Origin of the sequence: Desulfomarina profundi (genome assembly GCF_019703855.1) — a bacterium.
GTDB lineage: Bacteria > Desulfobacterota > Desulfobulbia > Desulfobulbales > Desulfocapsaceae > Desulfomarina > Desulfomarina profundi.
In genome coordinates, this window is the sequence record NZ_AP024086.1 from 1,981,750 (window position 1) to 2,003,527 (window position 21,778).

Genomic DNA, 21,778 nt, shown 5'->3' on the forward strand with positions numbered 1-21,778 from the left:
ACAAAAAAACCCCGTGACCGTCTTACTGCCGGACCGCCACGGGAAGAAAAAAACAGGTTATTGAAAATTATTTAAGATAAGGGCATTGTGCAAGCCTTTCTCTTATTCCCTGCTCAAGAAGTTCTTCAACACTGATCCATTTAAATCCTCGGCTCTGGGCCTTGTTAAAAGAAAGAATATTGCTGAGCAGGGATTCCTGGGTTTCCTTAAAATCCGCAGACCAGAGTACCGCCCCGGTCTTCACATGCCTGAGAACCATGTTGAATCTGACAGAAGCCGGGGATTCGGAGGCATACTCCCCCCTTCTCTCTGCTTGAAACGGGCAACCGTAGTTGTCAGAACAGCGTCACAATTTATTTTTTTTCCAAGCGCCGCAACCGTGCCGGAAATACCTCCCGATATTTCCGAAACAAGGTTGGAAACCTGGTTTGCGGTTAACACCCTCACTTGAGGGTTGTCGGACAACTCCCTGGCAATAATTTCCGTTGCCAGTTTCGCTCCACGTTCCAGATCACGAGCATTATTAAATGTCACAGTATCATTTTTACCAACTGTCGTTCCGGCGGGAAGGATCACAATGCAACGCAGAGGCTCCAGAGGAACCTGTACCTTTTTGCCGCCATCATCCATGAAGTTTGAACATGACGCCAGAAGAGCATAAAGGGAAAAACAAACGATATATAAACCAATTTGTATTGTTTTTTTCACTGATTTCACCTTGTTGAATATCTATCAAAGACAACCTTTGGAAGAAAGGGTACCTTCAATGTCCAGGGGTGCGGTTGCCTGGGCCAGAGCCCTGCCAAACCCTTTGAAAACTGCCTCAATAATATGATGCCCATTTCCCCCATGCAGAAGATCAACATGGAGGGTCATCCCGGCGTGCTGACTCACTGCTCTGAAAAATTCCAGGGACAGAGCCGTGTCGAAGGTACCAAGTTTCTGCTCCTTTACAGGCACACGGTAATGCAGCCAGGGTCTGTTGGAAAGATCCAGAACCACCCGAACAAGGGTTTCATCCATGACCATATGGCAGCTTCCATACCTGGCTATCCCGGTTTTATCCCAAGAGTCTCGGCAATCACCTGACCAAAACATATGCCGATATCCTCAACCGTATGGTGGTCGTCAACCTCCGTATCACCATTTCCCCTGATTGTAACATTAAAAAAACCATGCACACTGAAAAGAGTCAGCATGTGATCAAGAAAAGGAACACCTGTATCAATATCCGCTTTTCCTTCTCCATCCAGAGCAAGATCAATTTCTATTTCAGTTTCCCTGGTTTTACGGGCAACACGGCTTGATCGTGTTATCTTTATTCCGTCCATATTTCTTGATTCCTGAAGGCTTTGAATTGCAATGTGGTGTAAATTGTTCCAAAAAACGAAAGAGAGTTTACCGGTTTTGCAGCATAGTATATCCCTTGCAACCCATTATTCTGAAACTGATATAATACCCTAAAGAAAAAAAACCTTCTCTATTTTTCGTGACATGACGAGTGAAAATAATTATAATGAAAAGCCGAGTTGGTTTCTTTTTTTATTGACACCAATTTTAAGACCTTGTATAAACACCGCAGTTTTGACAAAAAAACGTACGAGCGGGAATAACTCAGTGGTAGAGTGTAACCTTGCCAAGGTTGAAGTCGCGAGTTCGAATCTCGTTTCCCGCTCCACTCAATACATCAAAAGGTTCGACGGTGTTCGAACCTTTTTTTATTAATTGATCGACCATTTTGAGGGATACAATGAAAACCTATCTTGCTCCAGTCAACGAGATCGAGAGGAAATGGTATGTTGTCGACGCAGAGGACAAGGTACTGGGCCGTCTGGCATCGGAAATAGCCTCCCGTCTTCGCGGCAAACATAAACCGACTTTCTCATCCTTTATAGATAATGGTGATTTCATCGTTGTAACCAATGCTGAAAAAATCCGTCTCACAGGCAACAAGCTAAATGATAAGAAGTATTATCATCATACCGGATATATTGGTGGTATCAAAGAGATCAATGCGAAAGATCTGCTGGCCAAGAACCCGACTTCGCTTATCACTGCTGCCGTCAAGGGAATGCTTCCCAAAAACAAACTGGGAAGGGCTCAGTTGAAAAAATTGAAAGTGTATGCCGGTAAAGATCATCCACATGCAGCACAACAGCCCACCGTTTTAGATATTTAATCCAGGAGATAAAACCATGGCCCAAGATAGATTTTACGCCACCGGGAAAAGGAAAAATGCCATTGCCAGAGTCTGGCTTACTCCTGGAACCGGAAAGGTTATTGTAAACAAAATGGAAGCTGACAAGTATTTTGGTCAGATCTTCAAGAGTCACAAAATTGAAAAACCCTTTAAGGTCACAGAAACAACAGAGCAATATGATGTCATGGCGACCCTGAAAGGTGGCGGCAAGTCTGCACAGGTGGATGCGCTCTGTCACGGTATTTCCAAGGCACTTCTTGAAACAAATCCGGAAACCCGCCTTCCTCTGAAACAATCCGGTCTGCTTACCCGTGACCCAAGAGTCAAGGAACGGAAGAAATACGGACAGAAAGGTGCCCGCGCTAAATTCCAGTTCTCGAAACGATAGAAAGGATTTACTTTCATTTCTTCTTTTTCCGAGGCAAGATCGGAAGAAAGCAGGGAACTGTATTTTACAGAAGTTTCAAAACACCAAAGGAATGACAGTTCTACTGTCATTCCTTTTTTTTTTATTCTGTTCACCCATGAAAACCAGGTACACCTCCAGGCTCGAAGGTATCAGGCTGGATTTAGCATGTAATCATGTTTTTTTTATTACCATGCTTTGTATTTGCAACCATCCCTGATCCGAAAAGAGTGCTTCCTGACGATTCGATAACAAAAGGACATACTGATGACAATTCATGTTGGAATAGTTGGCGCATCCGGATACACGGGCACAGAACTGACCAGGATTCTGTGCAATCACCCTGAAGCCAGGTTAACTGTAGCCACATCTCGAAAATATGCAGGCAAAAAACTCTCTGATATTTTTCCAAACCTGAAAAACAGAACTGAGCTGGTTTTCGAAAACCTCACCCCTGACCAACTCGCCTCCAGAGCTGATTTTTTCTTCACTGCAGTACCCATAAAACAGCAATGGATATTGCACCCAGGCTTCTTGACGCCGGGAAAAAAGTAGTGGACCTTTCTGCTGATTATCGAATTCACGACCTTGCAACCTATGAAAAATGGTACCAGCCCCACTCATCCCCCCATCTGCTGAAAGAGGCGACTTACGGTCTTCCCGAACTCTACAGAGACATAATAGCCAAAAGTAGACTCACGGCTAATCCCGGCTGCTATCCGACATCTATTATCCTTGCTCTCGCTCCCCTGCTGAAAGCGGGAGCAATTATTGAAAATTCGATTATTGCCGACTCAAAATCCGGAACAACAGGTGCAGGGCGTGCGCCACAGACAGCCACTCTTTTCTGCGAAGTCCATGACGGCTTCAAACCATACAAAGTCGGCAGGGCTCACAGACATACACCGGAAATAGAACAGGAACTCAAGGCTATTGCCCGCAAAGATGTCACTATAACTTTCACACCTCACCTGCTCCCGATTTCCCGCGGAATTCTGAGCACTGTCTACGCCACTCTCTCCTCGAATTTTGATCACCGGACACTTACAGATCTCTTTCTGCAGGAATATGGTTCGGAGCCGTTTATTCGAATTCTTGGGGAAAACAACTTTCCTGCTACTCAGTTTGTCCGGGGCTCTAATTTCTGTGATATTTCTTTCAAAATTGACCAAGCGACAGACAGGGTAATCGTGATGAGCTGTATCGACAACATCGTCAAGGGTGCCGCCGGCCAGGCTGTACAGAACATGAATCTCATGTGTGGCTTCGACGAAACCGATGGGTTAGAAACGATTCCCCTCTTCCCATGACAGCAGACACACTCCATGGAGCCCCGTAATATAAAACTTGTTATTGGATATGATGGAACCGGTTTCAGTGGCTGGCAGAGGCAAAAAAGGGGGGAAAAAACCATTCAGGGCACAATTGAAACCTGTCTGAACAGGATGACCTGCAACGAAATTACCCTCCACGGAGCCGGGAGAACCGATGCCGGAGTCCATGCAGAAGGAATGGTTGCTCATTTCCACACAACAGCTTCAATAACCCCTTCAGAATTTCTCCAGGCACTCAACTCCATGCTTCCAGGAGCAATACGGATTTTCCAGGCAGACGAAGTAGATCGGGATTTTCACTCCCGTTTTTCCGCCAGAAAAAAGACTTATCGCTACTCCATTTTTACAGGATCCATCCAGCCCCCAATATCCGCCTCTACTCTCTGCATGTCAAAACAGATCTCAAAGTCGATAGAATAACACAGGCCCTTTCATACCTGGTGGGAACACATGATTTTTCCTCATTTGAAAACAGCGGTACACGCGATAAACATGCCACTTCAGGGCGAGGAGCAGTGAGAACACTGTACAGGGCTTCACTTCACCAGAGGGAAGAACAGATCCTGCTGGAATTTACCGGTGACGGTTTTCTGCGAAACATGGTCAGGAATATTGTTGGCACCGCACTGGATTGCGGCAGAGGCCACCTGACCCCAGGTCAATTCAAAATGATACTTACCGCAAAGGACAGAACCTGTGCCGGCCCGACGGCGCCACCCCATGGTCTGAGCCTGGTAAAAGTGTTTTATTGAGCAGCCTGAAATAGGTTTGGATTAAAAGACTGCCCCATTATCGAACATCCATGGATTCAGTCTACTTTTTCAGCGAAGAATGCCTGGCAAGGAGTGACTGCAGTTTCCAAGGTGAGGAAAGACATACCCTGGATTCATTACAGATTGTCATTACATCACAAAATGAGAGGAATTCAGCGTGGGCATCGGTTAACTCCAGATCACGCCTCTGGATAATTTTCAACTGCCTTTTCATATCAAGATCATCAATTTTCAAGCTCTTCAACCAGCCATTTTCCACCTCCCGACAGATGGAAAGTGCGGACAGACAAGTTATTCCCGCTCCCGACTCGACAGCCCGTTTTACGGCCTCCGGGTGGCCCATTTCCATGACAATGTTGACATTGTCCATGTATTTACCAAATTTTTTACGAATGGTTTCATCTGTACCGGATCCCCTTTCCCTCATGATCCATTTTTTTCCCTTCATATCGGTTTTCATATTAAAAACTTCATGATGAGCAAGGGGATCCGTTGGACCACAGAGTATAATCAACTCATCCTCAAACCATGGGCGTGACAATATTTCTTCTTTTCTGGAAAGAGGGCCTTCAACAAAACCAAGATCCATTTTTTTATCATAAACCAGTTTTTCCGCATAACTCGTCTGGTATACCAGCATATTGACATGGACCTTCGGGTGTACTCTTTTAAATCCCCCGATGAGGTAGGGAAGAATATAATTTCCTAAAGTCGTACTGGCCACAACCTCAATATGTCCTTCAAGAGTATCATTCCTCTCGGACATGATAGATTCGATATTTCCAACCTGACAGGTAATGTCCTTGGCAAGTGGAAGCAGATAACGACCACGGGCATTAAGCAACAGGCTCCTTCCATGTCTATCAAAAAGAGACCCACCAAGTTGATTTTCAAGCTCGGCAAGTGCCATACTCACGGCAGACTGAGTTACAAATAACTTTTTACTGGCTTTTGTTACCTGCGCAGTCTCTGCAACAGCAATAAATATTTCTAATTGTCTCAATGTGATAGACATAACCTAACACCAAATGACCTTTCAGTAAAATTGATACTATTCATCTTTATAATTTACACATTCGTTTGTTAATATAGCATTTTTGAATTCTTTCTCAAGTCTTTTCAATATTCATTTGAAATGAAATCATTATTCCAATCAGACTTATGCGTTTTAAGCATTCACCCTGAAATACAAGCATAAAATACATAATAAAAACAAACACAACCAGCATTTTCACAACTTCTATTGTGCTTATTGTGCATACATACCATCATTTTTTACTGTTGACATTAAATTCATCATTATTTATGCTGCTGATCAATAATAATTATACATGACAATGCTTATTATTTCCTATCTTCTTGTTTTTAAAAATAATGCCGATTCAAAAAAATGACTTGATCAACAGATAATTTTCATTTAGATAATGGCATTGATCACATGGTATCCGTTTCCAATTTAATTGTAAAAGGAACTGCAATGGAACAGCAATTTACTGCATTTCTATACCAGGAAAATGTTATCTGGGTAGCAGCATTCACATTGGGTGGTCTGGCATTTGCACTTGGTCCGATTGCTATTGTCTACCTGCTCATGCCCAACGGTACCAGACAGATTCGCAACAATGCTCTTCAAGCTATTGAGTGCGGCATGGATCCAATTGGTGATCCATGGATACGTTACGGTGTAGTCTTTTATCTCTATGCTCTTATTTTCCTCGCCTTTGATGTTGATGTTCTATTTCTTTTTCCGGTAGCTATCGCATATAATGATGCTTTTTTTGCATCTTCAATTCGTGACTTTATAGAAATAATCATTTTTGTCGGTATTCTGTCATTGGCAATTGTTTATGCCTGGAAAAAGGGAGTCTTTAAGTGGGAACGCAAAACGTACCTTCGTCAATAGTTCAATTTGCTCTAGCTGACAAACTCATTAATATCGGTCGGGCCAACTCTCTCTGGCCCCTGACATTCGGAATTGCCTGTTGCGCCATTGAGATGATGGCAACCGGCTGCGCCCGCTTTGACATGTCCAGGTTTGGTGCTGAGGTTTTTCGACCTTCTCCCCGTCAAAGTGATGTAATGATTGTCGCTGGAACCATCACCAAAAAAATGATGCCGGGTATTAAAACTCTGTATGACCAGATGCCTGAACCTAAATGGGTAATGGCCCTTGGCAACTGCGCAATATCCGGTGGCCCTTTCGCCTTTGAGGGACAGTATTCCATTGTCCTCGGCGCGGATGAATTTCTCCCCGTGGATGTTTATGTTCCGGGATGCCCGCCCAGGCCGGAAGCCCTCCTGCAGGGGATTATAGAATTGGAACACCTTGTCTCTGACTGGAAAAGGTGGGAAAATCCTGAAGCGGCTTGAATTCTTAAGCATTTTTATTCCCGAATTTATTTATTTGTTTTCCGGAGTTCTCCACTATGATTCTTGAAAAAACAAAAATTGCTTTTCAAAAACTGTTTCCAGTCCCAGACTCAGAAGACGTACCAGTAGAGGAAGAACCAAAAGAAACAAAAACCTCCTCTCCTCCACGGGAAAACGGCATTTTAGAGCGTGACTACAATGTTCACGGTTATCATCTCGACATTCAACTCTCTCCCGACCAGCTTACTGAAGCTGTAACAATTGTGGATGAACTTGAATTTTTTCTTGAAACCATAACAGGTGTTGACTGGATCAAGGAAAACCAGCTCGAACTCATTTATGATTTCAGTCGTTATGATTTTGACACCTGCCGTGTTGTCATCAGAACAAGGGTTGACCGGGATAATCCGATAGTTCCGACAATCACACCCATATATGCCGGTGCAAACTGGCATGAACGGGAGACTCATGATTTTTTTGGTATTCAATTTAAGGGGCATCCACACTTAATCCCGCTGCTCCTCCCTGAAGATGCAGATTTTCATCCACTCTTAAAGGATTTCAAGGCATGAGTTCGCAACCAATTCAGCTACAGCCGGACGAAACATTTGTACTCAACGTAGGGCCTCAACATCCTGCAACCCATGGGGTCCTGAGGGTCAAAATGGAAATGAACGGCGAGTATATCGTCAATGCGGAAACCGTTATCGGTTATATCCACCGCATGCATGAGAAAATGGGTGAAACGAAGACCTATCCCCAGTTTCTCATGAACCTCAGCAGAATGGACTACCTCGGAGCACTTGGCTATTCCCATGGGCATGTGCTAGTTGTTGAGAAAGCTGCGGGAATCGAGGTCCCCGAACGTGCGGAATATATCCGGGCGATCATGGTCGAACTGAATCGGATAGCCTCGCATCTTTTCTGGTTTGGCGCTTTTGTCATGGATCTTGGAGGATTCAGCCCTCTCATGTATGCCCTGCAGGACAGGGAATATATCCTCGATATGCTGGAAGCAGTAACCGGGTCGCGGCTCACTTACTGCTATTTCAGGTTTGGCGGTTTATATAATGATGTCGATGATGATTTTATCGCTGCTGCCAGAAGGTTTATTCCTCGTATGCGTAAGTCTCTAAAAAAATATGAAAAACTTGTCACAGGAAACGTAATTTTTCGCAAACGACTGGAAGGAAACGCTTATCTCTCAAAGGAGATATGCAGAAAATACGGAGCATCCAGCGCGGTAGCCAGAGGCTCAGGAATTGACTTTGATGTACGGAAAAATGAACCCTACTCCGTATATCCTGAATTCGACTTTGATATCCCCGTATATCATGAGTGTGATTCACTCGCCCGCTACAAGGTTCGAATGGATGAAATAGAACAATCCCTGCGAATCATTGAACAGGGTCTCAATAAACTCCCCGACGGCCCCATCATGCCAAAGAAAAAGCCCAAAATAATCAAACCTCCCGCCGGTGATTACTACCAGGCGGTGGAGACGGCCAGGGGCAGTTTCGGAGTAAGGCTTGTAAGTGACGGTACGAAAACTCCATACAGGCTGAAACTCAGGTCGCCAACCTACTCCAATATGCATCTTTTTGATGAGTCCTGTAAAGGGTTGATGATCATGGATGCCCTTGCGTTCATGGGAAGTCTTGATCTGGTCATTCCTGAGATTGACAGGTAAAAAAGGAAGAATCTATGAGCTTAACACTTCTAAATGTAATCGTTGCCGTAGTGATAGCCATTGGTTTCGCAGCACTCAACGCGGCTTACCTTGTCTGGGCGGAAAGACGGGGTGCTGCCAGAATCCAGAGGCGTCCCGGCCCGAATATCAATGGTCCTTTTGGACTTCTCCAACCCCCACTTGACGGTATTAAACTGATGGCCAAGCAGCTTACAATACCTGGAGGAGTTGACAAGGTGCTTTTCATCGCAGCCCCTGTTCTGGCCATGTTTCCGGCAATCATGAGTTTTGTCACCATTCCGTTTTCCGACTCCATAGTGGCTCGAAATATGAACGTCGGGATTCTTATGGTTTTCGCCTTTGCCTCCACCGGGGCATGTCTCTACTCTTCGCAGGATGGAGTTCAAGGAACAAATATTCCATGATGTCTTCCGTCCGTGCAGTCTCCCAGGCTGTAGCGTATGAAATTCCAATGCTGATCACAACCATCACCGTGGTCATGATAGCAGGCTCCATGGACCTCACTGAAATAGTCCGCCAGCAGAGCGCATCAATTCTCCATTGGAATATCTTTCCCCTGTTCGGGAATTCACATAACATACTTATGCCTCTTTCCTTCCTGATTTTCTTTACCTGCACCCTTGCTGAAACCAACCGTGCACCATTTGATCTCGGGGAAGCGGAAAGCGAGCTTGTGGCCGGCTTTCATACTGAGTATGGCTCCATGGGTTTTGGCCTTTTTTTCATGGGGAGTATGCTAATATTGTCATCGGCTCCTGCATGACCACTATTCTTTTCCTTGGGGGTTGGAGCTGTCCCTTCGGCCTTTTTCCGGGTGTATGGTGGTTTCTTTTGAAACTCTACCTGCTGATTGCAACATTTATCTGGATTCGCTGGACATTTCCCCGGACAACAATATACGGTCTGCTTAATCTTTCCTGGAAAATCCTCATCCCCCTTTCCCTTGTAAACCTGCTCATTACTGCGGGACTGATAAAGGTATTTTGAATATGGTTGCCTATTTTTCTGAAATATACAACGGTCTCATAAGCCTTTTCATCGGCATGGGCATCACGTTCAAGGAATTCTTCAAACCCACGGTCACAGTCGAGTACCCATACGAAACGCTGACCATGACCGAAAGGTACCGTGGACACATCGAACTGATTGCCAATGAAGAGGGCAAAGCCAATTGCATTGTCTGTGGAATGTGCCAAAGGGCATGTCCATCCGGATGCATCACCTTGACCGGCAAGAAACCTGAAGGAGAAAAGAAAAAGGTTTTGACCAGTTACATACTTGATTTTACGAGATGTTCACTTTGTGGATCCTGCGTTGAATCATGTAATTTCAATGCCATTGAGTATTCCAAGGAATACAATCTAGCTTCCACCAGAAGAGAAGATTTTATTTTTGATCTTCTTCAACGACTTGAGGAAAGAAACAAATGAGTCCTTCGATTCCATTATCAACCTCACCTGCTCTGTTCAGTGTAGATGGGCTTGCTGGAGTTATTTTTCTGATCAATCTGGTCATCACCCTTATTGGTGCAATAATTGCCTGCAACTCCGAAAGGCTGGTTCGGGCAATTGGAGGATTGATCGTCTGCTTCATAGGCGTGGCAGGTTTATATTATTATCTGAATTCACCCTTTGTCGCCATGATGCAGGTTCTTATTTATGTGGGAGCTGTTGCTGTTACAATCTCTTTTGCGATTATGCTTGCTGCTCCTGAAGAACAAAAAAAGACTGGAAGAGGCGGTCCTCTTATCGGCCCTCTCGGATTTGCAACAGCCGCTCTTGTTACCGGGGGTTTTCAGTGCTTGCCCTGAAAACCAACTGGATCTCTATGGAAAAAATCAACGACGGTTCGATTAAAACTGTCGGCATCAAACTGTTGACCGACTACTCCATGGCTTTTGAACTTGTCTCCATCGTTCTGCTCATTGCCATTATCGGTGCCCTGGTCATAGCTCGGGTCAGGAGGGAAAACTAATGTCAGTCCTTACACTTTATAACAATCTCGATACTTTTCTTGTTATCGGAGCCTTTCTTTTCGGAATGGGCGTGTACGGCATTGTTACCAGAAAAACATTTATAGGCATGCTGATAGCAGCCGAGCTTCTACTGGCAGGTGCATCCGTCAATTTTATGGCGTTCAACAGATTTACTGCTCCTGACCCCGTTACCGGTCAGGTGTTCACTTTGTTCATAATGGCCATTGCAGCAGCAGAGGCCGCAATTGGACTCAGCATTGTTATCGCGATTTATCACCACTTTAAATCAATCGATGCCGAAGATACCGTACAATTAAAAGGTTAGCCAGGAGCCGTCAGGAATGGACTACAAACTACTCATAGCTCTACTTATTCCTCTTTTTGCCGCACTGGGCGTTATGTTCAAAGGTGATAACGAAAATGTCCGGGAGGGCATTTCTTCTGTTTCATCTATCCTCCTGCTCCTCATTGTCGCATCGATGATACCGGCAGTTCTCAAGGGAAAAACCCTTTTTTTTCTGATGTTTACTATTCTCCCTGGAGTAACTGTTGCACTCAGGGCGGATGCCATGTCGATGATTTTTGCCATTGTTGCCTCTTCCCTCTGGACTATCGCGGTCTTTTATTCTATGGGATATATGAGAGGTCTGAAGGAGCATGCCCAGACCAGATTCAACGCCTGCTTTGCCCTTGCAATTTTTGGAGCAATCGGGGTTGCTTTTTCCGATAATCTCTTCACCATGTACCTCTTTTATGAGATTGTTTCCATCTGCACTTACCCGCTGGTTGCACACCATCAGGATGAAGAAGGTTACCACGGTGCAAGAAAGTATATCATTTATCTGACAACTACAGCTAAGGCCTTCCTGCTGCCCGCGATGATTCTTATCTATGTCCTCACCGGCACGCTGGATTTTGCACCTGATATCTCCACGGGGATCTTCCCGTCTGATATCAATAAAACTCTGGTGATAATGCTTTATATTTTCTGTATCTTCGGTTTTGCCAAAAACGGTATCATGCCTTTCCATCACTGGCTTCCCGGAGCAATGGTCGCCCCAACTCCCGTTTCTGCCCTGCTCCATGCTGTTGCAGTAGTTAAAGTTGGAGTCTTCTGCACAACCAGGGTGATGCTCTATATTTTCGGCACCCAGACAATGCATGCACTCAACCTGGGAATACCAACAGCCTATTTTGTCAGTTTCACTATTCTGGCTGCCTCTGTTATCGCTCTGTCCAAGGATAACCTCAAGGCCCGACTGGCCTATTCCACAGTCAGCCAGCTCTCTTATATCATTCTGGGAGTTGCCCTGCTTACCGATACTGGAATACAGGGTGGTTTGATCCATATTGTCAACCATGCTTTTTCCAAGATCACCCTCTTTTTCTGTGCCGGTGCAATATATGTTGCCAGCCATAAAAAATATATTTCTGAAATGGAAGGACTCGGGAAAACGATGCCCTTCACCTTTGCTGCATTTGGTATTGCCTCCCTGAGCATGATAGGTGCCCCTCCTGTTGCTGGCTTTATTACGAAATGGAACCTGCTCATCGGTTCAATAGAGGCACATCAAATGGGTATTCTCCTTATACTCATTGCCAGTACCATGCTTAATGCCGCATATTTTGCCCCGGTCACATATAAAGCTTTCTTCGGCAAAAGACCTGCTGGTGAACCTTTTACCGGTATAAAGGAAGCACCGTTATCCATGCTTATTCCAATTCTTATAGCCTGTACCATATCAGTATTAATCGGTATTTTCCCAGATTTCATGTTGCAATTTGTCAAGGCGGTGACAGGATGATTATTCAGATTATTGATTATCTCAAGGCCCATTCCGGAGCAGTGAAACTCTGCACGTGGGTGGGATTGACAACCATTATCGTCTGGTCTGTTTCCGGAGTCGATACCCATCATGCCCATACGTGGATGGAAAAGCACATCCCCGGATTCTGGGCTTTGTTTGGAATTATTTCCTGCGTGATACTGGTCTATTTTTCACGTTGGTTTGGAAAGGGCGGCATAATGACCCGGGAGGATTACTATGATAATTAGTTTCTTTCACCCGGCACTGATCATGATTATCGGTGCACTTCTCCTGCCCTTTATGAAAGGACCATTCAGGAAACCATTCCTTTTTCTCGTGCCTCTGCTGACCTTTCTCAATGTAATCTATCTCAGCTGGCATCCCGGAACTTACGGTGTTGTAACTTTTATGGGGAAATGGACTTTGGTCTTTGGCCGGGTTGACAACCTCTCTATTGTCTTCGGGTTCATAATGGCACTTATGGCCATTATCGGTACAATTTACGGCCTTCATGTCAAAGATTATTGGCAACACATGGCCGCCTGGTTCTATGTTGCTGGATCCCTTGGTGTCATCTACTGTGGTGATTATCTCGTTCTTTTTCTTTTCTGGGAGATGATGGCCTTTGCCTCGACATTTCTCATCTGGTTCAACAGGGACAAGGGTGCCATTGCAGCAGGATACCGATACCTGCTAGTACACACCTTTGGTGGCGTTGTTCTCCTTCTCGGTTTTGTGCTCAGATATCAGGCTACTCAAGACCTGTCTTTTGTATTGCTGAGTGAAGAAAACACTCAACTGTATACCTGGCTTATTATGGCCGGACTTATGCTCAATGCTGCAGTACCACCGCTCCATTCATGGTTGCCGGACGCCTACAGCAAGGCCTCCATCACCGGTGCGGTTTTCATGTGTGCCTTTACCACAAAGACTGCCATCTACACTTTAGCACGGGCCTTCGCAGGTTTTGATATTCTCATTGTTCTCGGTGTCATTATGGCGATTTACGGTATTGTCTACGCCATAATGGAAAATGATATCCGCAGGCTTCTCGGTTGGGAAATTGTCAGCCAGGTCGGTTATATGGTTACAGGTGTCGGTATTGGTACGGCACTGGCCATAAACGGTGCATGCGCCCATGCATTCGCCCATATCCTTTACAAGGGACTTCTTTTCATGGGAGCGGGAGCAGTCATCCATGCAACCGGTAAATCCACTTTTACCCAACTGGGAGGCTTGTATCGTAAGATGCCGGTTACCCTTCTTTTCATGGTTATTGGCGGTATATCGGTTTCTGCGTTTCCCTTTTTCTCCGGTTTCGTTACAAAATCCATGATCATAGCCGCAGGTTTTGAATCACATCTCTTTGTTGCAGCATTTCTTTTGAGCATGGTTTCGGTCGGTACTTTTCTCGTTGCCGGACTTCGCCTTCCCTACCTGATTTTCTTTGGCGAAAAAAGAAGTGACGATGCCACATTTGAAAAAGCTGAGGATCCCCCATGGAATATGCAGCTTGCCATGATTATTGCCGGCCTGCTCTGCTTTGTCATTGGCTCGTACACACCGTTTCTTTACAATATGCTGCCCTACAAGGATGTTGTTTTTCATCCTTACAATGGATATCACTTAAGCGAAACGTTGCAGATTCTTGCATTTACGGCTCTGGCTTTCTTCTTTCTCAAGGATAAAATTGGCGCCAGAGCAACCATCAGCCTTGATCTTGATTGGTTTTACCGCAAAGGTGGTCAGCTTTTTCTATGGCTTGCAAAAAATCCCATTCAATGGCTCGATACTCTCTGGGGCAATGTCTACAGGGTGATTGGCCTCTATTCACTGATGACAACGGCCAGATTCTGGTCCTGGTTTGACTGGCATGCCATTGACGGAGTAGTAGACGGCAGTGCCAGATGCGTACGGGCAATAGGGCGACGAATCAGCATTGTTCTGCAGCGTGGGCAAATACAGTATACTCTCTATTTTTCATTTACGTTTGCTGCAATTTTACTGTTTTCTTATGTCTGTTTATAACACTTTGAACTCAAGGATCACTCGTAATGGATCAACTACTGCTTAATTCCGGCTTCCCTATCCTGAGTGTACTCATCTTCCTACCACTCGCAGGAGCTCTGGGACTTCTTTTTGTCAAAAATGAAGCGATGTGCAGAATTTTCTCCCTGGCAGTCACCGGTAGCGTTGCAATCATATCACTAGGTCTTCTTTTCGGTTTTGATAACACCTCTGCCAAATTCCAATTTGGTGAGCATTATACCTGGATCAGTTCTCTGAATATCAACTATACGGTCGGTGTTGACGGTATTTCTATACTGCTCATCCTGATGACCACTTTTATAATGCCCTTTTGTGTTCTTGCTTCATGGTCGTATATAAAGACAAGGGTGCAGCCATTCATGATCTGCCTGCTCATTATGGAAACGGCAATGATCGGAGTCTTTGCAGCACTGGATTTTGTTCTTTTTTATGTCCTCTGGGAGACCATGCTTATACCCATGTATATGCTTATAGCCATTTGGGGGGGGCCCAGAAAAATATATGCTTCAATCAAGTTTTTTCTTTATACTCTTGCAGGGTCAATACTTCTCCTGGTTGGTATCATCTGGCTCTACCTTGCAAATGACTACAGTTTCTATATTCCCGACATGATGTGGCAGGATTACTCTCTCACATCTCAGGTTTATCTTTTCCTTGCCTTTTTTCTCGCATTTGCCATCAAGGTTCCAATGTTTCCTTTTCACACATGGCTGCCGGCAGCCCATGTTGAAGCCCCAACAGCCGGCTCCGTTATCCTTGCCAGCATTCTGTTGAAAATGGGAACATACGGTTTTCTCCGTTTTGCCCTGCCAATCACACCGGATGCCACTATGATTCTCATGCCTTATGTACTTTGGATTTCCATTGCTGGAATCATCTACGGTGGCTTTACAGCTCTTGCCCAGAGTGATATGAAAAAGCTTATTGCCTATTCATCCGTGGGACATATGGGATTTGTTACCCTGGGTATTTTCGTGCTGAATATAGACGGTATTGAAGGCGCCATTCTGCAGATGGTCAACCACGGCATCACAACGGGAGCCCTTTTTCTCTGTGTTGGCATGATTTACGAACGAACCCATAGCCGTGAACTTCGATCGGCAACCGGTGTAGGGAAATTTATGCCGATTTATGTTACATTTCTTGCTTTTTTCTCCCTCTCTTCCTTTGGTTTTCCAGGGACCAACAGTTTTGTCGGGGAATTTATGATTCTGGCGGGAGCCTTTCAGTTCAGCACCGGCAGCGGTCAGTTTCCATATCTTGCGCTGGCTGCAATTCCCGGTGCAGTACTTGCTGCAGCCTATATGTTAAGAATGCTCCAGAAAATTATCTGGGGTGGCACAGACAATCCGGATCAATCCTGGATCAGTGACCTGAATATTCGCGAAATTGTAACACTTGCACCCTTTCTCTTTTTCGTTTTCTGGATCGGTCTCGGACCACAACCGTTCATTGATCTGATGCATACTTCGGTGATGCAGCTACTCAGCCAACTGCAGGCTCATCAGGCTCAGGCTGTAGCTTTATCCGATATAATTCTTCATTGATATTTTATTAAAGACCTCATAAAGGTAACACAATGCTATTTTTCCCCGAATTAACGCTGTTAGGAGCTGGCCTGATTCTTTTTGTTTTCAGTCTGGGAAAACCTGAAAGAAACAGCACCAGAAAGGTGGCACTTATTTTGTCTGCTGTTACTCTTGGTGGATCACTCCTCTCCATGGGAGCAGATGGTTCTCTCTTTTATGACTCATATAGAGTTAACTTTTTCTCCCAACTGTTCAAAACCCTGATTGCCCTGGCAACTTTTATTGTACTCGCTTTCAGCGATAAAGGTGTAGGCATCAACAAAAATATTCTCCCCGAATATTATCTTTTTCTTTTCATGTCTGTCCTTGGACTCATGATGCTGGTTTCCAGTGTCGAGCTCATTTCCATCTTTGTTTCTCTTGAGCTGTCCTCTTTTGCAGTATATCTGATGGTCCCCATGAGGAAGTCCGGCAAAAATATGGGAAGACAGTCCGAAGCCGGAATTAAATATCTGCTTTACGGGGTTATGGCAACCGGTTTTATGCTATACGGAATGAGTTATATATATGGTCTGACAGGATCAACCCATCTTACTGAAATTCTGGCCAGGATTTCCCAGATGTATGATCAACCAGCGGCCGTAGTTGCAATTCTTCTGGTGCTCACAGGATTTTTTTACAAACTCGGCCTTTTTCCACTCCATTTCTGGGTTCCTGATGTATATGAGGGTGCTTCAAATGAAACTACCGCATTCATTGCTGCTGTACCGAAACTTGCGGCAGTGGCTCTTCTTATTCGTTTTGTTTCCTTGGTTACTCCAGATGGTGAAGTACTCACCAAAGCTCTGATGGTATGCGCCATCCTGTCAATGTTTTATGGAAACCTTTCTGCTCTGGTACAGACAGACATTAAACGACTTCTTGGATTTTCCGGTATTTCCCACGCAGGGTTTGTTCTCCTTGGTCTTCTGACTTTTCAGATAACCGGGTTTGCCACAGCTTTTTATTACATCATTGGTTACTCTTTCATGAACCTGGCCTGCTTTCTGGTAATATGCACTGTCGCAGGCGATGGACAAAATATTGCCATTGACGACCTGACCGGACTGCATAAACGTGCTCCTCTTCTCGCCCTGACCCTGACAATCGGGCTCTTTGCTCTGGCCGGAATTCCTCCGTTCGTCGGCTTTACAGGAAAGTTCATGCTGCTTGTTGGTGCACTCAACAAGGGACACCTCGTGCTTGTCATCCTGGCCGCTTTCAATACGGCCATAGCAATATACTACTATCTTTCAATTGTCAGAGTCACCTTCTGTACGGATGACGAGCAAAGAGAAACAATTATCCCTGGACGTCTTCATTCCATTCTCTGCATTGCACTTATCCTGATAATTGCAATCATGGGAATAATACCCGGTAAATTTATTGCTCTGACAACCAGTGCAGTTCAAACAATTATCTAACCTTGAAATTTTTCTCACGAAGAGTATAACGGCCGTATTCAACACACTGCAGGCTATATAAATCAAGCTCACTGTGGCCTGTTAAAAATGTCCATAATATTCTCTGAGGCCAGTCCAGGCCCTGAAGCTTATCCTTCAGGGCCTTTTTATTTTCATTTGGAGCCCGCCCCATGAACTTCTGGCTTATCACCATCCTTCTTATTCTGCTTTCCTCAAATATTGTTGAAACCATGGCCTCATATCTCAACATCAAGGCCATTTCGAGTGATATCCCTGATGAATTCAAAAAAATTTACAACCAGGAAGAATACAGACATTCACAGGATTATCTCCGTGCCACAACGAAATTTTCAATTCTACAAAACAGTTTTAATCTTCTGCTGATCATCCTCTTCCTCCTGTGCGGAGTTTTCAATCTGCTTGATATATGGGCCAGGGATTTTAATTTTGGTCCTGTTCTAACCGGTGTAATTTACATTAGTACACTCGTATGACCAGCGACAATTATAATTCCTTTTGACGACAATTAAATTTCCCGGAAAATTGTGATCTGATTATTCATATTTCTCAAAGGAGGAATATGGATGGTCACAGATATTCAGGTGAGGAAATTGAAGAAATACTTAAGTCAAGGGAAGACGTTGGAAGTAGCAGCGGCTAGAGCCGGCATGGATGAGAAAACCGGTCGCAAGTATAGAGATAATGGCAAATTGCCAAGTGAGATCAGTGCGGAGCGAGTGAGGGAGTGGCGAACTCGTAAAGATCCTTTTGAAGGTATATGGCCAGAGGTTTTACAATTTCTGGAAACTAATGAAGGTTTGGAAGCCAAAACTCTTTTTACCCATTTTCAAAGGATTTATCCCGGTTCTTTTGGAGATGGCCAGCTCCGCACGTTTCAACGTCGAGTAAAAACCTGGCGTTGTACAGAAGGTCCAGGACGTGAAGTTTATTTTCCCCAGGTGCATGTGCCTGCACGGTTGAGTCAGTCTGATTTTACAGATATGTCCCAATTACAGATCAGTATTGGTGGTCAGCCTTTTGATCACCTGATCTACCATTTTGTGCTGACATATTCGAACTGGGAGACAGGAACGATCTGTTTTTCCGAGAGTTTCGAAAGCCTGAGCGAAGGATTACAGAAGAGTCTATGGAAACTTGGCGGAGTTCCAGAACAACATCAAACAGACAGGTTGTCAGCTGCGGTGAATAAACCGGATAACCCGGAAGAGTTTACCCGTGGCTACCAGGGGCTTTTGGCCCATTACAAATTGCAAGGCCGTAAAATCAATTCGTCAAGCCCCCACGAAAATGGTGACATTGAGCAGCGCCATCATCGTTTCAAGAAAGCCGTAGATCAGGCCCTGATGCTGCGAGGTAACCGGGATTTTACTACACGCAAGGAATATGAGTTATTTCTACAGAAGCTGTTTGCACAACTCAACTGCAACCGCCAGGAGCGCTTTCAAGAAGAACAGTCGATGTTGCGTCCACTGCCTTCGGGTAAGCTCGACACATGTACTCGTTTTGAAGTTCGAGTTGGTCCCAGCAGTACGATCAGAGTAAAGCACAAGGTTTACTCGGTGAATAGTCGACTTATCAAAGAAACAGTCACAGTGCGGCTGTATGCAGAGTATCTGGAGATCTGGTACGGTCAGAAACATATTGAGAATATCCCCAGAATACGAGGCGGTAGCAAACATTATATCCAGTACCGCCATATAATTGACTGGCTGGTTCGAAAACCCGGTGCATTTGAGAACTACAGATACCGCAGTGATCTTTTTCCTACGAGCAGGTTCCGGGTTGCCTATGACTCTCTGCGCAAATTTCGTACCGTTACGGGAGCAGCAAAAGAATACTTATCTATTTTACAGCTTGCTGCCCAAGATAATGAGACAGCTGTAGATGATGCCCTTCGTCATCTGATTGACCATGAAAAGAACATTGATTTTGCCCAGGTAAAAACACTGCTTGTCTCTGGTAAACCGGTTGAACCGATTACCAATATTTCTGTCCAGACTGTTGCCCTCACAGGCTATGATCAACTCTTACAGGAGGGTTGCAGATGAGTTCAACCGATAATCGAATTATCCTGGATGCGTCTCTTAAAAAGCTTTATCTGTCAACTATCCGAGCCTGTTACCAGGAGGAGGCGGATTTGGCGAGAAAGGAATCACTAAGCTATGAATCATACCTTCAGGAACTGGTTGTGCGGGAGTGTGAAGAAAGACGCCATAAACGCATTACCAGATATTTGCGAGAATCCAGACTGCCCCTGGAAAAAAACTTAGCTTCGTTTGAAATGGATCGGCTTCCGGCCAAACTGAGCGGCTTTGTCAATAGTTTGCTGGAAGGTTCTTTTCTTGACAGGTGTGAAAACATACTAGCTTTTGGAAACCCAGGTAGTGGAAAAACCCATCTGCTCTGTGCCATTGCCCAGGAACTGATTAACAAGGATAGGCGTGTTTTCTTTTCTCCGTGCAGTCTGCTGGTGCAAAATCTGCTGGTGGCCAAAAAGGAGCTTGTTCTTCCAAGATTTCTGAAAAAACTTGCCAAGTATGATGCCATACTGATCGACGATATCGGCTATGTCCAGCAAAGCCGAGAAGAAATGGAAGTGCTCTTTACCCTTCTTGCGTATTGTTATGAACGGAACAGTATCATGCTAACCAGCAATTTACCATTTTCACAGTGGGAGAAGATATTTAAAGATCCAATGACTACGGCTGCAGCGATAGACCGGCTTGTGCATCATAGCGTAATACTGGAACTTAATCTTGATAGCTACAGACTGGAAAAAGCAAAACAAAGCCTTGAGGAAAATTAATAATCACAGAATAGGGGGCTCTGCCCCCAACCCCCGAGGTTTAACGCATTGTGGCCATGAGGATGAAGAAAGAAAAGACCGGGCAAATCCTTATACCCGGTCTTCATCCTTACGGCACTCATCTCGGCGCTCGGGTCGCTCCTCAGCGTTGCCCTATCCTCCGGATGAGTACAAATAAGTTACATTTTAGATGAGGACACTGCAACAGAAACAGAAAAAGCAATGAAATATTATTGCGTATTATTATGTGGTTAAGGCCGGAATTATAATTGTCGCCAGCCGGGAATTATAATTGTCGTTGATTACTCGTATTGTGCATCTCTGTTTTAAATATTCCTTTTTCCATATATTCAACGTTTTTCATTGAAGAGAAATTTGGTTTTAACCGTTCAACTCTTTCCATCTTCATCACTGACACCCTAAAGACGGCCCTCCTGGCAGCCGTGATCGGCATCCCGTTATTGTCTTTGATTCTCTCTTTTCTCATGAAGGCCGGCGCTTTTTCCTGGCTCTACTGCTGGATCGGTGTTTTTCTCTTTTCCGTTGTCATGCAGTTCCTGGCACCCGTACTCATCTTACCTCTTTTCAACACATTTACCCCTCTCAAGGAAGGTGAATTGAGAGATGCAATTAATCACTATTCACAAAAAGAAAAATTTAATCTCCAGGGCATTTATACAATGGACGGTTCCAGGCGATCGACTAAGCTTAATGCGTTTTTCACAGGATTTGGCAAGTTCAGAAAAATTGTTCTTTTCGATACGCTGATTCAAAAATTAGCAGTTCATGAGATCGTCGCGGTGCTTGCTCATGAAATGGGCCATTTAAAACTGAACCATATAAAAAAAATGATGCTGTTTTTTGGAATACAGACTGGTATCATGTTCTTTATTCTCTCCGTATTTCTGAAAAATCATGAATTAATCAGATCCCTGGGTGTGGCTGAATATTCCATTTACACATCAATAGTCTTTTTCAGTTTCATCTATTCGCCAGTGAATATGTTTTTATCAATTCTTCTCAAATGGATTTCGCGCAGGCATGAATTTGAAGCCGACGAATACAGCGTCAAAACAACCGGACGTGCAGATGCGCTTATTGACGGTTTAAAAACACTTTCAAAAACCAACCTCAGTAATCTCTCACCCCACCCCTTTTTTGTATTACTCAATTATACCCATCCCCGATACTGATACGTATTCAGAGAATCAGGCAGATCAGCAGTAGACAGGGTATCAATTAAATTGTGTCAACACAGTCAGGTATGAATCATTTCCGTAACGGGAAAATATTCATCTTGACACTACCATTAGTTAGATGTTTATCTGTTTTA

24 protein-coding genes, 1 tRNA gene and 3 pseudogenes are annotated in these 21,778 nt (G+C 44.5%); 24 read left to right on the plus strand and 4 right to left on the minus strand.

All coding sequences use genetic code 11. From position 1 onward, the window contains the following. Positions 1–67: 67 nt before the first annotated feature. From LO777_RS09150 to hisB, 3 genes and pseudogenes are all read right to left on the minus strand, one after another. Positions 68–259: a hypothetical protein gene (locus LO777_RS09150; RefSeq protein WP_228857184.1), complete on the minus strand. Its 192-nt coding sequence runs from the start codon at positions 257–259 to the stop codon at positions 68–70. Beyond that, positions 241–708, minus strand: a complete 468-nt coding sequence (locus tag LO777_RS09155; protein WP_228857185.1) for a hypothetical protein — start codon at positions 706–708, stop codon at positions 241–243. Before LO777_RS09155 ends, LO777_RS09150 begins: the two co-directional genes overlap by 19 nt. A gap of 24 nt (positions 709–732) precedes the next feature. Further along, positions 733–1,331, minus strand: a pseudogene (gene hisB, locus LO777_RS21025) (imidazoleglycerol-phosphate dehydratase HisB). Positions 1,332–1,603: 272 nt separating this feature from the next. Here hisB and LO777_RS09165 point away from each other — a divergent pair. The 6 genes and pseudogenes from LO777_RS09165 (at position 1,604) to LO777_RS09190 (ending at position 4,692) form a co-directional block, all read left to right on the plus strand. Further along, positions 1,604–1,678, plus strand: a tRNA-Gly gene (locus tag LO777_RS09165). Positions 1,679–1,750: 72 nt separating this feature from the next. Further along, entirely contained in the window at positions 1,751–2,179 is a 429-nt protein-coding gene (gene rplM, locus LO777_RS09170) for a 50S ribosomal protein L13 (protein WP_228857186.1), read from the plus strand. 16 nt (positions 2,180–2,195) lie between these two features. Beyond that, complete coding sequence (gene rpsI, locus LO777_RS09175) at positions 2,196–2,588, plus strand: 30S ribosomal protein S9 (protein WP_228857187.1); 393 nt, start codon at positions 2,196–2,198, stop codon at positions 2,586–2,588. 285 nt (positions 2,589–2,873) lie between these two features. Next, a pseudogene (gene argC, locus LO777_RS09180) lies at positions 2,874–3,916 on the plus strand (N-acetyl-gamma-glutamyl-phosphate reductase). Positions 3,917–3,931: 15 nt separating this feature from the next. Further along, positions 3,932–4,360, plus strand: coding sequence for a tRNA pseudouridine synthase A (locus LO777_RS09185; RefSeq protein WP_228857188.1), 429 nt, complete (start codon positions 3,932–3,934; stop codon positions 4,358–4,360). Between the two features lie 20 nt (positions 4,361–4,380). Continuing rightward, positions 4,381–4,692, plus strand: coding sequence for a pseudouridine synthase family protein (locus LO777_RS09190; protein WP_228857189.1), 312 nt, complete (start codon positions 4,381–4,383; stop codon positions 4,690–4,692). 61 nt (positions 4,693–4,753) lie between these two features. On the opposite strand, the gene LO777_RS09195 is transcribed toward LO777_RS09190, so the two are convergent. Further along, positions 4,754–5,728: a LysR substrate-binding domain-containing protein gene (locus LO777_RS09195; protein ID WP_228857190.1), complete on the minus strand. Its 975-nt coding sequence runs from the start codon at positions 5,726–5,728 to the stop codon at positions 4,754–4,756. A gap of 462 nt (positions 5,729–6,190) precedes the next feature. Here LO777_RS09195 and LO777_RS09200 point away from each other — a divergent pair, with 462 nt between their 5' ends. From LO777_RS09200 to LO777_RS09280, 18 genes and pseudogenes are all read left to right on the plus strand, one after another. Then, a complete protein-coding gene (locus tag LO777_RS09200; protein WP_228857191.1) occupies positions 6,191–6,616 on the plus strand; it encodes an NADH-quinone oxidoreductase subunit A in 426 nt (141 codons plus the stop codon). Continuing rightward, entirely contained in the window at positions 6,586–7,083 is a 498-nt protein-coding gene (locus tag LO777_RS09205) for an NADH-quinone oxidoreductase subunit B (protein ID WP_329955705.1), read from the plus strand. The genes LO777_RS09200 and LO777_RS09205 overlap by 31 nt, the downstream gene beginning before the upstream one ends. A gap of 56 nt (positions 7,084–7,139) precedes the next feature. Then, positions 7,140–7,655: an NADH-quinone oxidoreductase subunit C gene (locus LO777_RS09210; protein WP_228857192.1), complete on the plus strand. Its 516-nt coding sequence runs from the start codon at positions 7,140–7,142 to the stop codon at positions 7,653–7,655. Continuing rightward, positions 7,652–8,773 (plus strand): NADH-quinone oxidoreductase subunit D, encoded by a 1,122-nt coding sequence (locus tag LO777_RS09215; RefSeq protein ID WP_228857193.1) that lies wholly within the window; start codon positions 7,652–7,654, stop codon positions 8,771–8,773. Before LO777_RS09210 ends, LO777_RS09215 begins: the two co-directional genes overlap by 4 nt. 14 nt (positions 8,774–8,787) lie before the next feature. Beyond that, positions 8,788–9,781 (plus strand): annotated as a pseudogene (locus LO777_RS09220) (complex I subunit 1/NuoH family protein). A 2-nt stretch (positions 9,782–9,783) separates the two neighbouring features. Beyond that, positions 9,784–10,224, plus strand: coding sequence for a NuoI/complex I 23 kDa subunit family protein (locus tag LO777_RS09225; RefSeq protein ID WP_228857194.1), 441 nt, complete (start codon positions 9,784–9,786; stop codon positions 10,222–10,224). Next, positions 10,221–10,604 carry an NADH-quinone oxidoreductase subunit J family protein gene (locus LO777_RS09230; protein ID WP_268907537.1) on the plus strand — a complete coding sequence of 128 codons (384 nt, stop codon included), beginning with the start codon at positions 10,221–10,223 and terminating at the stop codon, positions 10,602–10,604. The genes LO777_RS09225 and LO777_RS09230 overlap by 4 nt, the downstream gene beginning before the upstream one ends. Positions 10,605–10,621: 17 nt before the next feature. Then, a complete protein-coding gene (locus tag LO777_RS20025; protein ID WP_268907538.1) occupies positions 10,622–10,768 on the plus strand; it encodes an NADH-quinone oxidoreductase subunit J family protein in 147 nt (48 codons plus the stop codon). Further along, on the plus strand, positions 10,768–11,094 hold the full coding sequence (nuoK, locus tag LO777_RS09235) for an NADH-quinone oxidoreductase subunit NuoK (protein WP_228857195.1): 327 nt from the start codon (positions 10,768–10,770) through the stop codon (positions 11,092–11,094). The genes LO777_RS20025 and nuoK overlap by 1 nt, the downstream gene beginning before the upstream one ends. A gap of 16 nt (positions 11,095–11,110) precedes the next feature. Further along, positions 11,111–12,574, plus strand: a complete 1,464-nt coding sequence (locus LO777_RS09240; RefSeq protein ID WP_228857196.1) for a monovalent cation/H+ antiporter subunit D family protein — start codon at positions 11,111–11,113, stop codon at positions 12,572–12,574. Further along, complete coding sequence (locus tag LO777_RS09245; protein ID WP_228857197.1) at positions 12,571–12,825, plus strand: hypothetical protein; 255 nt, start codon at positions 12,571–12,573, stop codon at positions 12,823–12,825. Before LO777_RS09240 ends, LO777_RS09245 begins: the two co-directional genes overlap by 4 nt. After that, entirely contained in the window at positions 12,815–14,605 is a 1,791-nt protein-coding gene (locus LO777_RS09250) for a Na(+)/H(+) antiporter subunit D (RefSeq protein WP_228857198.1), read from the plus strand. Before LO777_RS09245 ends, LO777_RS09250 begins: the two co-directional genes overlap by 11 nt. Positions 14,606–14,631: 26 nt before the next feature. Next, positions 14,632–16,173: a complex I subunit 4 family protein gene (locus tag LO777_RS09255; protein ID WP_228857199.1), complete on the plus strand. Its 1,542-nt coding sequence runs from the start codon at positions 14,632–14,634 to the stop codon at positions 16,171–16,173. Positions 16,174–16,205: 32 nt separating this feature from the next. After that, complete coding sequence (locus LO777_RS09260; protein WP_228857200.1) at positions 16,206–17,618, plus strand: NADH-quinone oxidoreductase subunit N; 1,413 nt, start codon at positions 16,206–16,208, stop codon at positions 17,616–17,618. Between the two features lie 170 nt (positions 17,619–17,788). After that, positions 17,789–18,112: a M48 family metalloprotease gene (locus LO777_RS09265; protein ID WP_228857201.1), complete on the plus strand. Its 324-nt coding sequence runs from the start codon at positions 17,789–17,791 to the stop codon at positions 18,110–18,112. A 90-nt stretch (positions 18,113–18,202) separates the two neighbouring features. After that, a complete protein-coding gene (gene istA / locus LO777_RS09270) occupies positions 18,203–19,687 on the plus strand; it encodes an IS21 family transposase (protein ID WP_228854362.1) in 1,485 nt (494 codons plus the stop codon). Next, positions 19,684–20,445, plus strand: coding sequence for an IS21-like element helper ATPase IstB (gene istB / locus LO777_RS09275; protein WP_228854202.1), 762 nt, complete (start codon positions 19,684–19,686; stop codon positions 20,443–20,445). The genes istA and istB overlap by 4 nt, the downstream gene beginning before the upstream one ends. 311 nt (positions 20,446–20,756) lie before the next feature. Further along, complete coding sequence (locus tag LO777_RS09280; protein WP_228857202.1) at positions 20,757–21,638, plus strand: M48 family metallopeptidase; 882 nt, start codon at positions 20,757–20,759, stop codon at positions 21,636–21,638. Positions 21,639–21,778: the final 140 nt, after the last annotated feature.

Coding starts and splice junctions, on each gene's coding strand:
- LO777_RS09230 (WP_268907537.1), top strand. CDS start 10,221: ATGAGTCCTTCGATTCCATTATCAACCTCACCTGCTCTGTTCAGTGTA.
- LO777_RS09265 (WP_228857201.1), top strand. CDS start 17,789: ATGAACTTCTGGCTTATCACCATCCTTCTTATTCTGCTTTCCTCAAAT.
- LO777_RS09215 (WP_228857193.1), top strand. CDS start 7,652: ATGAGTTCGCAACCAATTCAGCTACAGCCGGACGAAACATTTGTACTC.
- istB (WP_228854202.1), top strand. CDS start 19,684: ATGAGTTCAACCGATAATCGAATTATCCTGGATGCGTCTCTTAAAAAG.
- LO777_RS09260 (WP_228857200.1), top strand. CDS start 16,206: ATGCTATTTTTCCCCGAATTAACGCTGTTAGGAGCTGGCCTGATTCTT.
- LO777_RS09250 (WP_228857198.1), top strand. CDS start 12,815: ATGATAATTAGTTTCTTTCACCCGGCACTGATCATGATTATCGGTGCA.
- LO777_RS09255 (WP_228857199.1), top strand. CDS start 14,632: ATGGATCAACTACTGCTTAATTCCGGCTTCCCTATCCTGAGTGTACTC.
- LO777_RS09225 (WP_228857194.1), top strand. CDS start 9,784: ATGGTTGCCTATTTTTCTGAAATATACAACGGTCTCATAAGCCTTTTC.
- LO777_RS09245 (WP_228857197.1), top strand. CDS start 12,571: ATGATTATTCAGATTATTGATTATCTCAAGGCCCATTCCGGAGCAGTG.
- nuoK (WP_228857195.1), top strand. CDS start 10,768: ATGTCAGTCCTTACACTTTATAACAATCTCGATACTTTTCTTGTTATC.
- LO777_RS09200 (WP_228857191.1), top strand. CDS start 6,191: ATGGAACAGCAATTTACTGCATTTCTATACCAGGAAAATGTTATCTGG.
- LO777_RS20025 (WP_268907538.1), top strand. CDS start 10,622: ATGGAAAAAATCAACGACGGTTCGATTAAAACTGTCGGCATCAAACTG.
- LO777_RS09240 (WP_228857196.1), top strand. CDS start 11,111: ATGGACTACAAACTACTCATAGCTCTACTTATTCCTCTTTTTGCCGCA.
- LO777_RS09195 (WP_228857190.1), bottom strand. CDS start 5,728: ATGTCTATCACATTGAGACAATTAGAAATATTTATTGCTGTTGCAGAG.
- istA (WP_228854362.1), top strand. CDS start 18,203: ATGGTCACAGATATTCAGGTGAGGAAATTGAAGAAATACTTAAGTCAA.
- rplM (WP_228857186.1), top strand. CDS start 1,751: ATGAAAACCTATCTTGCTCCAGTCAACGAGATCGAGAGGAAATGGTAT.
- LO777_RS09150 (WP_228857184.1), bottom strand. CDS start 259: ATGGTTCTCAGGCATGTGAAGACCGGGGCGGTACTCTGGTCTGCGGAT.
- rpsI (WP_228857187.1), top strand. CDS start 2,196: ATGGCCCAAGATAGATTTTACGCCACCGGGAAAAGGAAAAATGCCATT.
- LO777_RS09185 (WP_228857188.1), top strand. CDS start 3,932: ATGGAGCCCCGTAATATAAAACTTGTTATTGGATATGATGGAACCGGT.
- LO777_RS09210 (WP_228857192.1), top strand. CDS start 7,140: ATGATTCTTGAAAAAACAAAAATTGCTTTTCAAAAACTGTTTCCAGTC.